8 protein-coding genes and 1 pseudogene are annotated in these 9481 nt (G+C 73.3%); 5 read left to right on the top strand and 4 right to left on the bottom strand.

The features are described 5' to 3' along the window. From RT91_RS11255 to RT91_RS11245, 3 genes and pseudogenes are all read left to right on the top strand, one after another. Window positions 1-292 (top strand): annotated as a pseudogene (locus tag RT91_RS11255) (hypothetical protein); the annotation flags it as partial. Further along, window positions 289-1248 (top strand): ribose-phosphate pyrophosphokinase, encoded by a 960-nt coding sequence (locus RT91_RS11250; protein WP_035187350.1) that lies wholly within the window; start codon window positions 289-291, stop codon window positions 1246-1248. The pseudogene RT91_RS11255 and the gene RT91_RS11250, both read left to right, overlap by 4 nt. Continuing rightward, window positions 1238-2074: an RMD1 family protein gene (locus RT91_RS11245; protein ID WP_035187348.1), complete on the top strand. Its 837-nt coding sequence runs from the start codon at window positions 1238-1240 to the stop codon at window positions 2072-2074. The genes RT91_RS11250 and RT91_RS11245 overlap by 11 nt, the downstream gene beginning before the upstream one ends. Here RT91_RS11245 and RT91_RS11240 read toward each other — a convergent pair. Together RT91_RS11240 and RT91_RS11235 are read right to left on the bottom strand one after the other, a co-directional pair. Continuing rightward, window positions 2050-2715, bottom strand: coding sequence for a phosphoribosyltransferase (locus RT91_RS11240; protein WP_035187346.1), 666 nt, complete (start codon window positions 2713-2715; stop codon window positions 2050-2052). The two genes, RT91_RS11245 and RT91_RS11240, sit on opposite strands and share 25 nt — an antisense overlap. 10 nt (window positions 2716-2725) lie before the next feature. Further along, on the bottom strand, window positions 2726-3166 hold the full coding sequence (locus RT91_RS11235) for a DUF2267 domain-containing protein (RefSeq protein WP_007423744.1): 441 nt from the start codon (window positions 3164-3166) through the stop codon (window positions 2726-2728). 181 nt (window positions 3167-3347) lie between these two features. On the opposite strand from RT91_RS11235, the gene RT91_RS11230 reads away from it, so the two are divergent. Further along, window positions 3348-5138 carry a patatin-like phospholipase family protein gene (locus RT91_RS11230; protein WP_035187344.1) on the top strand — a complete coding sequence of 597 codons (1791 nt, stop codon included), beginning with the start codon at window positions 3348-3350 and terminating at the stop codon, window positions 5136-5138. Window positions 5139-5146: 8 nt separating this feature from the next. Here the strand turns inward: RT91_RS11230 and RT91_RS11225 are convergent, their stop codons facing one another. Next, the gene (locus tag RT91_RS11225; RefSeq protein ID WP_012039788.1) at window positions 5147-6358 is read right to left on the bottom strand and encodes an MFS transporter; all 1212 of its coding nucleotides are present in this window, start codon (window positions 6356-6358) and stop codon (window positions 5147-5149) included. A gap of 125 nt (window positions 6359-6483) precedes the next feature. Continuing rightward, complete coding sequence (locus RT91_RS11220; protein WP_035187342.1) at window positions 6484-8889, bottom strand: transketolase; 2406 nt, start codon at window positions 8887-8889, stop codon at window positions 6484-6486. A gap of 120 nt (window positions 8890-9009) precedes the next feature. Here RT91_RS11220 and RT91_RS11215 point away from each other — a divergent pair, with 120 nt between their 5' ends. Further along, on the top strand, window positions 9010-9480 hold the full coding sequence (locus tag RT91_RS11215) for an Lrp/AsnC family transcriptional regulator (protein ID WP_007423678.1): 471 nt from the start codon (window positions 9010-9012) through the stop codon (window positions 9478-9480). Window position 9481 lies beyond the last annotated feature (1 nt).

Genomic DNA, 9481 nt, shown 5'->3' with positions numbered 1-9481 from the left:
GAGCCACCGTGCCGCGGCATGCGCCGGCCGCGCCGCGCCCGCGCCCGGCGCGCGGATCGTGAGGCCGGATGCGGCGGGCGACGCCGCCTGGCACGAGGCGGCGGAAACCCTCGCCGCCGGCTGCTCGGTCGTGATCGATGCGGCGTTCGGCGACGAAGCCACCCGCGCCCGCGCCCTCGCCCTCGCCACCGCCCACGCCGCGCCGTTCGAGGGGCTGTGGAGCCTGGGTCCGGTGCCGCCGGATGCCGCCGCCTGGCGCCCGCCCGATGCCGCGAAAAGGACATCCCCATGACCCGCGCCCCGCTCTCGCTGTTCGGCCTGCATGGCAGCCGACCGCTCGCCGAACAGGTCGCCGCCCGGCTGGAAATCACCCTCGCCGCGCACGAGGAGCGCGACTTCGAGGATGGCGAGCACAAGGCCCGCCCGCTGCAGGACGTGCGCGGCCACGACGCCTTCGTGCTGCACACCCTGCACGGCGGCGAGGGCGATTCCGCGAATGACCGGCTCTGCCGCCTGCTGTTCTTCTGCGGCGCGCTGCGCGATGCCGGCGCCGCGCGCGTCACCGCGGTGGCGCCCTATCTCTGCTACGCGCGGAAGGACCGGCGGACCAAGACCAACGATCCCGTCACCACCCGCTACGTCGCCGCGATGTTCGAGGCGGTCGGCATCGGCCAGGTGATCACGCTGGAGGTGCACAACCTCGCCGCGTTCGAGAACGCCTTCCGCTGCCCGAGCCTGCACGTCCCCGCCGCGCCGCTGTTCGCCGCGCATTTCGCGCCCCTGCTGCGCCGGGTTCCGGCGGTGGTGGTGTCGCCGGATACCGGCGGCGCCAAGCGCGCCGAACAGGTCCGCGAGGCGCTCGAAACCCTGCGCGGCGCGCCGGTGAGCGCCGCCTTCATGGAAAAGCACCGCTCCGGCGGGGTGGTGACCGGCACGCTCTTCGCCGGCGACGTGCGCGGCCGCGTGGCCATCATCGTCGACGACCTGATCAGCACCGGCGGCACGCTGCTGCGCGCGGCCCGCGCCTGCCGCGAGGCCGGCGCCGCCGAAATCCACGCCGCCGCCGCGCACGGCCTGTTCACCGGCGGCGCCGAAGACCTCTTCGCCGCCGGCCTGTTCGAGAGCATCGTGGTCAGCAGCACGGTGCCGCCGTTTCGCCTCGCCGGGGCGGCCAGGGCGCGGCTGACGGTCCTCGACGCCGCCGAGCCGCTCGCCCGGGCGATCGCCGCCTGCCACGATGCCGGCTGACCCTCCCCTCCCCGCCGCGGCGGACGCGATCGCGGCGCTGGCGGCGCGGGGCGACATCGCGGTCCGGGCGCTGCTGCTCGGCGAGCGGCTGGACCTGCGGCGGCTCGACCGGGCGAAGCCATTGGCGACGGCGCCGCTCGCGCTCGCGCTTCCGGCGGCCGGCGGCGTCGCGGTCCTGTTCCGCTACGGCGCCGCGGTGCTGTTCGGCGCCGACGAGGGGGCAACGGCCCGCCTTCTCGCCGCGCTCGCGCCCTTCGTCGCCGAGCCCTTCGCCAGCCCCGAGACCGAGACGGCCCGCCTGCGGATCGGCCCCGGGCCGCCGCCGGCCGGCGACGAGGGCGCCATCGCGCTGCCGCACTGCGCGATCGAGCATCTGCAACTGATCGCCGACGTGCTGGCGAAGAGCCTGGTGCTGGCGCGTTACGAAACGGTGATGGCCGGGATGTTCGACCGGATCGAGCCGCTCGCCGCGGAACTGCGGGCGCGGGGCCGGGTGAACGCGCGCGGGCGGGTATTGCTGCGGCAGATCGGCGTCGTCCTCGGCATCCAGCACCGCATGGTCGGCCGCGCCGAGACGGCGGAAAAGCCCGAACTGCTCTGGGACCATCCCGAACTCGAGCGCCTGCACCTGCATCTCGCCGAGGAATACGAGCTCCGCGAGCGCGACCGCGCGCTCGACCGCAAGCTCGATCTCGCCGGCCGGACGGTGGAGACCCTGCTCGGCCTCGTCCAGGCGCGCAGCAGCCTGCGGGTCGAGTGGTACATCGTCGCGCTGATCCTCGCCGAACTCGGCCTCGCCCTCTACGCGCTGCCGCCGCTGCGCTGAGGCCGCGCCGCGGCGCGGGCGAGGATGGCGGTCACCTCGCCGTCCTCGAGCTGGGGAAAATCGAGATAGAACGCGCCGACCGCGCCGAGCGAGGCCGGCGTCTCCACGCAGGCGATCTCGTCCGCCAGCGGGCGCAGCGCCGCCAGCGAGTCGGGCGCCGCGACCGGCACGGCGAGCACGAGCCGCGCCGGCCGCAGCGCCCGCATGGCGCGCAGCGCGACGCGCATCGTCGCCCCGGTCGCGATCCCGTCATCGACGACGATCGCCGCGGCGCCGGCCACCGGCACCCGCGTCCGGCCCGCGCCATACACCGCCCGACGGCGCGCGATCTCCTCGATCTGGCGCGCGGTTTCGGCCTCGACATAGCGCGCCGGCACCGCCAGCGCGCGGATCAGCCCGTCGTCGAGATACACCAGCGGCGGATCGCCCTCGGCGACGGCGCCGATGGCGAGTTCCTTCTGGTCCGGCGCGCCGATCTTGCGGACGATGACGATGTCGAGCGGCGCCTCCAGGTCCGCCGCCACCTCGAACCCGACGGGCAGGCCCCCGCGCGGCAGGGCGAGCACGACGGGATGGCGGTGCCGCAGGTGGCGGAGCCGGGCCGCGAGGCGGCGCCCGGCATCGGCGCGGTCGCGGAACATGGGGCGGGGTTCAGCCCGGCGCGGCCTGCGCCGCCGCCCACAATGCCCGCGCCCCGCGCGGCAGCGCCTCGACCACGTGGGCGAGCTGCCCCGGCGCCATCCGCCGCTCGATCACGCGGATCACCGCGCCGGCGACGCGCCCGACATCCTGCAACTCGTCATGCCCGGCGAGTTCCGCGCGCAACGCCTCGGCGAAATCGCGATTGTGCGCGGCGCGCAGGCGCTCCGGCGACGGATGCCAGCCCTCGTAATAGACCCCGCGCACGATGGTCGGCATCTCGGCGCCGAAATGGGCCACCAGCCCGACCGGCAGCCGGTCGCGCACGGCGTGCAGCGTCGCCCGCAGCGCCGCATAGGCCGCCCGCTCGTTGTCGAAGCCGAGTTCGCCGGCGATTTCATGCAGCCACTCATGCGCCCGCTGCACCGAGGTATCGAGACTTGCGGCCTTCATCACCGGCCCTCCGTTCGATGTCGTCATGCCCGCAGGCTAGAGCAGAATCAGGGGCAACGCAGTCGTCCGATCGGGTTACAATGCGGTCCGGCGAAATGCGTTCCGGCGACTGGCGAATTTCGTTTCGACTTGTTACACATGGCGCAGCCGCCCCCGCCGGGCGGCTGAAGGGGATCCTTCGATGGACGATGATGACGCGCCGTTGGCGGCGCCCGCCCCGCCGCCCGGCTTCGCCCGGTATTTCCCCCTGGAGCGCCCGCCGCCGCCGCCGCGCACCTTCGAACTCGGCCTCGTGCTCGGCGGCACCGTCTCGGCCGGCGCCTATACCGCCGGCGCGCTCGACGCGCTGGTCGAACTGCTCGACGCCTGGGAGGCGACCGACCCGCCGCACCGGGTTCGCCTGCCGATCGTCACCGGCTGTTCCGGCGGCGGCATCACGGCGGGGATTCTCGGCCTTTACGCCCGCAAGGCCCATCACCCGATGCCGGACGATTTCGCCGCCCTGATGGCGACCGCCGCGATGCCGGACAATCCGCTCTTCGATGTCTGGGTCAACCGGGTCGACGGCCTCGCCTTTCTCGACCCGTCCGACCTCGCGGGCGGGACGGCGGCCTCGCTGCTCAACTGCCGGCGCCTCGACGAGATCGCGCGGGACATGGTCCGCTATGGCGAAACGCCCAACGGGTTCGGCCGCGCCTATCTGCCCGACCCGTACCGGATGATCCTGTCCGTCACCAATGTCGAGGGCATTCCCTACCGGTTCGACGTCCCGGCCTTCACCGGCTGGACGGGCGGAAACTACGCCCAGCACGCCGACTACGCCCGCTTCGCGCTGCCCGCGAGCGGCATCGCCGCCGACCCCGCCGGCGCGCGGCGGCCGGACGAATTCTGGATCGGCATGAACCCGTCCGGCGAGGGCTTCGCCGATTTCGGCACGCTGATGCAATATGCGCTGGCCGGCGGCGCCTACCCGATGGCGCTGCGGCCCCGCGCGCTCACCCGCCCGGCCGCGCAGTACCGCTATCGCCCGCATGTGCTGCGGACGCCCTCCGGCGCGATCTGCGAGCCGCTGGTCCCCGACTGGTCCAGCCTGCCGACCACCGGCGGGCAGGTCGGCTTCACCGGCATCGATGGCGGCGTGTTCGACAACAATCCGGTCCTGCTCGCGCATCGCGAACTCGCCGGCATGGCCGCCCCGCTCGAACCCGGGCCGGACGCGGCGCGGCGCGCCCTGCTGCTGATCGACCCCACGCTGCACCAGCCCCGCGCGCCCGGCCGCGTGGCGGGCGGGATGGGCGGCATCGGCCTCGCCGCGCTCGGAGCGATGGAGGCCGGCGCCAACTACCTCACCGCCGATCTCGACATGATGGCCGACCCGCGGATCTTCAGCCATTTCCAGCTCGTGCCGGTCCGGCCGGACCGCAAGACGGCGGGCGCCGCCGCCGCCGCCACCACCGTCCTGCACGCCTTCGGCGGCTTCTTCTGCCGGGCCTTCCGGGTCCACGATTTCATGCTCGGCCGGCTGAACATGCGCGACTATCTGCGCCGCGTGCTGATCCTGCGCGCCGACAACCCGCTCTTCGACGGCTGGAGCCTCGCCGAGCGGCAACGCCACGCGCTCGATGCCGATGGCGCCCCCCTGCCCACGGTAGACGGCGCGACGCCGCCCGCCGCCTACTGGCTGCCGGTGATCCCCGACAGTCTCGGCCCGGCGCCCGGCGGCCATGCCGGCATCCTGCCCTGGCCCGCGGGGCAACTCGACCCCGAAACGCTGCGCCCGGCACTCGGCCGGCGGGTGGCCGCCCTTCTCGCCATCGCGCAGAAAGACGAGATCTTGGGGCTGCTGGCCAATCTCTGGTTCGACGCCGGCGAACGCTTCATCTCGGCGCGGATCACCGGCGATATCGTCGCCGCCTTCCGGGCGGCGCTGGAACGGCACGATCTGCTGCCGCGCGCCGGCGGCGCCGGCTGAGGCGCCCGTTACCGCGCGCGCGCGTGGCCGGCATCCACCAGCGCGAAGAGCAAGACGAGCCCGATCACGGCAAAGCCGGCGCTGGCCAGGAAGGTCGCCGCCGGCCCGGCCAGGCTCCACGCCACGCCGGCGAGCAGGCTCGCCGCCAGCAGCGCCACCCCGCCGGCGAGGTGAAAGATGCCGAACGCCGTGCCCCGCGCCGTCTCCGGCGCCGCGTCCGACACCAGCGCCGACAGCACGCCCTGGGTCAGCCCCATATGCAGGCCGAACAGGGCGATGCCGGCCATGCCCACCACAAGGCCCGGCGCGAAGCCGAGGCACAGATCGGCGAGCACCAGCACCCCGAATCCGGCCGCCAGCACGCCCCGCCGGTCCAGCCGGTCCGCCAGCCGCCCGGCCGGATAGGCCGCAAGCCCGTAGACCACGTTCATCACCACCAGCACCGCCGGGGTGAGCGCCAGCGGCAGGCCGAGGCTGCGGGCGCGCAGCACGAGGAACGCCTCGCCGAAGCGGGCGAGCGTCAGCACCGCGCCGGCGAGCACGACGGCACGGAACCGCGGGCCGAGCTGGACGAATTCGCTCCGCCGCAGCGGCAGGCGCGCGGGCCGGTGGCTCGCCTTGCGCGGCGGATCGCGCACCGCGACCGCGAGCAGCAGCACGGCGGCAAGGCCGAAGGGCAGCGCCAGCCAGAAGACGAGGCGGATATCGTCGCCGCTCGCCGCCATCAGCACGATCGCGAGCAGCGGGCCGGCGAAGGCGCCCACCGTGTCGAGCGACTGGCGCAGGCCGAACGCCGCCCCGCTCATCCCGGGCGGCGCGAGATCGCCCACCAGCGCATCGCGCGGCGCCCCGCGCACCCCCTTGCCGATCCGGTCGAACACGCGCGCGCCGAGCACCCAGCCCGCCGCCGGGGCGAGCGCGAAGACGGGTTTCGACAGCGCCCCCATCGCATAGCCGGCGACGGCCAGCGCCTTGCGCCGGCCGAGCCGGTCGCTGAGCCAGCCCGAGAACACCTTGACGATCGAGGCCGTGCCCTCGCCCACCCCTTCGATCAGCCCGACCATCTCGGTGCCGGCGCCGAGCGTGACGACGAGAAAGACCGGCAGCAGCGCGTGGATCATCTCCGAGGAGATATCCATCAGCAGGCTCACGCAGCCGAGCGCCCAGATCGCGCGCGGCAGGCGCGGCCGCGCGAGGTCCGTGCCGAGCGGGGCGCTCATGCCGTCAACGCGCGGGTCGGGGCATCATGCCGCCCTTGCGGGCGCCGCCAGTCCCAGTCCGTCATCGCCGCACCTCCTGATTCGCAGGTAGGACGATATGCGGGCCGATGCCAAGCCCGCCGGCATCACCCCGCCAGCGCGGCCGCCCCGGACCGGGCGCGCGGGCGGGCCGGAAAGGCCAGCACCGGGCGGCCGCTGGTGAAGGTGCCGACGCGCTCGATGATCGCGGCGGCGTCGATGCCGTTGGCGCGGTAGAGATCGGCGATGGTGCCGGTCTGGCCGAAGCGCTCGACGCCGAGCGGCAGCACCGCATGGCCGGCGACGCCGCCGAGCCAGGACAGGGTGGCGGGATGGCCGTCGATCACCGTGACGATGCGGCAGTCGCGCGGGAGCGGCGCCAGCAGCCGCTCGGCCAGCGAGGTCACCGCCTCGCCGCGGCAGCGCGCGCGCTGGGCCGCGCTCCAGCCGGCATGCAGCCGGTCGGCCGAGGTGACGGCGAGCACGCCGATATCGCGCCGGCTTTCCGCCAGCGCCCCGGCGGCGCGGATCGCCTCCGGCGCCACCACCCCCTGATAGGCGATGACGAGTTCGGCGTTCGGCCCCGGCTCGCGCAGCCAGTAGGCGCCCTCGGTCGCCCCCTGCCGCCAGGCGGTGCCGCGCCGGCCCGGCTGCTCGACCGGGTTGGTCGACAGGCGCAGATAGACCGAGCCGCCCGCCGCATCGGCGAGGCCGGTGCGCGGATCGGTATACGGATCGGCGGCGTCGCGCTGGAGATGGTCGAACGCCCATTCCATGATCGCCGCCAGCTCGTCGGCGAAGGCCGGCTCGAAGGCGGCGAGCCCGGGCTGGGTCATGCCGATCGCCGGCGTGCCGATCGACTGGTGCGCCCCACCCTCCGGCGCGAGGGTGACGCCCGAGGGCGTGCCGACCAGCAGGAAGCGGGCATCCTGGTAACAGGCGTAGTTCAGCGCATCGAGCCCGCGGGCGATGAACGGATCGTAGACGGTGCCGATGGGGATGAGGCGGCGGCCGAACAGCGAACGGGCGAGGCCGGCGGCGGCGAGCAGCAGCATCAGGTTGGTCTCGGCGATGCCGAGTTCGAGATGCTGGCCCTCGGGCGCGAAATCCCAGCGCGCGGTCGAGGGGATCTTCTCGGCGCGGAAAAGATCCGCCATCGCCTCGCGGGCGAACAGGCGGCGGCGGTTGACCCAGGGGCCGAGCGAGGTGGTGCCGGTGACGTCGGGCGAGGTGGTGAGGATGCGCGCGGCGAGCGCGCTGTCGCCGCGGGCGAGATCGTCGAGGATGCGGCCGAAGGCGGCCTGGGTGGAGATCTCCCGCTCGCCGGCTGAAGCGAGGGCGGGGACCGGCAGATGCGCATCGTCGTGCCGGCGGCGGCCGGCCGCGAAGAAGGGCACCGCGTCGAGCCAGGCGCGGAAGCCCTCCACATCCGCCACCGCGGCGAAGCGCTCCCATTCCTCGCCCTGCGCCACGCCCATGTGGCGCTGCCAGGCCTGCATCTGCTCGACCGTCATCACCCCGCCGTGATTGTCCTTGTGCCCGGCGATCGGCGTGCCCCAGCCCTTGATCGTGTAGGCGAGGAAGCAGGTCGGGCGGTCGTGGTCGATCGCGGCGAAGGTGTCGGCCATGGTCTGCACGCAGTTGCCGCCGAGATTCTCCATCAGCGCGGCCAGCTCGGCATCGCTGCGCCGGGCGATCAGCGCCGAGACCGCGCCCTGGTCGCCCAGCTCGTCGAGCAGCCGCTTGCGCCAGGCCGCGCCGCCCTGGAAGGTGAGCGCTGCGTAGCGCTGGTTGGGGCAGGAATCGATCCAGCGTCGCAGCGCCTCCCCGCCCGGCTCGGCGAAGGCCGCGCGCTGCAACGCGCCGTACTTGATCCGCACCACATCCCAGCCGAACGCCTCGAAGATCTTCTCGATGCGCTGCCACAGCCCCTCGCGGGCGACGCCGTCGAGCGACTGGCGGTTGTAGTCGATCACCCACCAGACATCGCGCAGCCCGTTCTTCCAGCCTTCCTGGAGGCATTCGTGGATGTTGCCCTCGTCGATCTCGGCATCGCCCATCAGCGCGACCATGCGGCCGCGCCGCACATCCCGCCCCCATGGCTTCGCCGCGATATAGTCCTGCACCAGCGCGGCGAAGGAGGTGATGGCGACACCGAGGCCCACCGAGCCGGTGGAGAAATCCACGTCGTCATCGTCCTTGGTGCGGCTCGGATAGCTCTGGGTGCCGCCGAAGCCGCGGAAATTCTCCAGCCGCTCGCGCGTGGTGTTGCCCATCAGGTATTGCATCGCGTGAAACACCGGGGCGGCGTGCGGCTTGACCGCGACGCGGTCCTCCGGGCGCAGCGCGGTGAAATAGAGCGCCGCCATGATGCCCACCATCGAGGCGGAGGAGGCCTGATGCCCGCCCGTCTTGATCCCGTCCACCTTCGGCCGGAGGTGGTTGGCGTTGTGGATCATCCAGTGCGACAGCCAGAGCAGGCGCTGTTCGGCGGTTTTCAGATGCGGCGTCATTCGCGGTCTCCCGGCGTGAGGGCGGTGCGCCGAGTGTAGGCGGGCGGGCGGGGCGAATCCTTGCGATTCGCGCGGCCCAGGGCAATATCGTGGCGATAGTCTGCAAGGAACCGCGCCATCATGGTGAAATCCGGCACGATCGACGATTTCGATAGGGAGATCCTGTCCGCACTGCGGAGCGACGCGCGGATCTCCATGCTCGACCTCGCCGAGCGGGTCGGGCTGAGCGCGACGCCGGTGGCCCGCCGCGTGCGCCGGCTGGAGCGCGAGGGCATCATCCGCGGCTATACCGTGATGATCGACGAGGCGGCCCTCGGCTTCGACGTGTCGGTGTTCGTCTCGGTCAAGCTCGACAAGCAGGTGGACGACGCGCTGGTGCGCTTCGAGGCGGCCATCGCCTCGTTCCCCGAGGTGGTCGATTGCTGGCTGATGACCGGCAACCGCGACTACCTGCTCCGGGTGGTGACGACGAGCCTCGCCGCGTTCGAGCAGTTCCTGGTCGGGCAACTGACGCGGGTGCGCGGCGTCGCCTCGATCGAGAGCTCGATCCCGCTGCGCCGGGTCAAGGCCGGGGTGTCGCGCTCGGCCTGAC

This window comes from Acidiphilium sp. JA12-A1 (genome assembly GCF_000724705.2).
Classification (GTDB): Bacteria; Pseudomonadota; Alphaproteobacteria; order Acetobacterales; family Acetobacteraceae; genus Acidiphilium; species Acidiphilium multivorum.
The sequence above is the reverse complement of the archived record's forward strand: the minus strand, read 5'-3'. Positions and strand labels throughout refer to the sequence as shown.